The organism is Streptomyces sp. NPDC059897 (genome assembly GCF_042730865.1).
Taxonomy (GTDB): domain Bacteria; phylum Actinomycetota; class Actinomycetes; order Streptomycetales; family Streptomycetaceae; genus Streptomyces.
In genome coordinates, this window is the sequence record NZ_JBHWKQ010000091.1 from 1 (window position 1) to 1,125 (window position 1,125).

The window sequence follows — 1,125 nt, forward strand, 5'->3', positions numbered from 1 at the left end:
CTAGTGAGCTGGTCCGGAGATTCGTGAGCAGTAGCGGCAGATGCGGTCGATGATCTGGTCTGCGGTCTTGGTCCAGTGGAAGGGCCGGGCCTCGCGGTTCCAGGCGTCGATCCAGGCCTCGAGTGCGGTCTTGAGTTCGTCGAGTGAGCAGAACGTGCCGCGTTCCAGGCAGCGTCGTTCCAGTTCGGCGAACCACCGCTCGACCTGGTTGATCCAGGACGAGTAGGTCGGGGTGAAGTGCAGCTGGAACCGGGGGTGTTCGACCAGCCATTTATGGACCACCGGGGCCTTGTGGGTGGCAAGGTTGTCGCAGATCACGTGGACCGCCAGACCGGGCTCGCTCTGGCGGTCGATCTCATCGAGGAAGTCGCGGAAGTCGACCGCCCGGTGCGTCGCGGACAACGTGCCGATCACCTTGCCGGTGGCGGTGTTCAGCGCGGCGAACAGATCGACGGTGCCGTGGCGCACGTAGTCGAAGCTGCGCCGCTCCGGCGTGCCCGGCACCATCGGCAGCACCGGTGCACTGCGCTGAAGGGCCTGGATCTGCGGCTTCTCGTCCACCGCGAACACCGCCGCGTTGGCCGGCGGGGCCAGATACAGGCCGACCACGTCCCGGATCTTGTCGAGCAGCAGCGGATCGGTGGAGATCTTGAAGTCCTCCACCCGCCACGGCTGCAGGCCGAACGCCCGCCAGATCCGCAGCACGCTGGTCGGAGAGATCCCGACCCGGGCCGCCAGTTCCCGCTTGGACCAGTGCGTGGCTCCCTCGGGGACCTCTTCCAGGGTGCGTACTACCACCTCTTCCACCTGGGCGTCGGTGATGGTGCGCGGCACCCCGGGCCGCGGTTCGTCCGCGAGGCCGTCCAGCCGGCCGGCCAGGAAGCGGGCCCGCCACATGTTCACCGTGGAACGGGCCACCCCCAACTTTCGTGCCACAGCGGCGTTCGACGCCCCCGTGGCACACTCCAGGACGATCCGCGCCCGCTTGGCCAAGCCCTGAGCGGTCCTGCGCCGGTTCGCCCATCCCTCAAGCGTCTTCCGCTCGTCCTCGGACAAAACGAGCGGGTCCAACCGCGGTCCAGGCACACCACCATCAGACCGCAGAACTCAAGACCAGGACACTAG

General features: G+C 67.5%; 1 protein-coding gene. It reads right to left on the reverse strand.

From position 1 onward, the window contains the following. Positions 1–1,086 carry an IS630 family transposase gene (locus tag ACFV9W_RS39090; RefSeq protein ID WP_385770881.1) on the reverse strand — a complete coding sequence of 362 codons (1,086 nt, stop codon included), beginning with the start codon at positions 1,084–1,086 and terminating at the stop codon, positions 1–3. Positions 1,087–1,125: the final 39 nt, after the last annotated feature.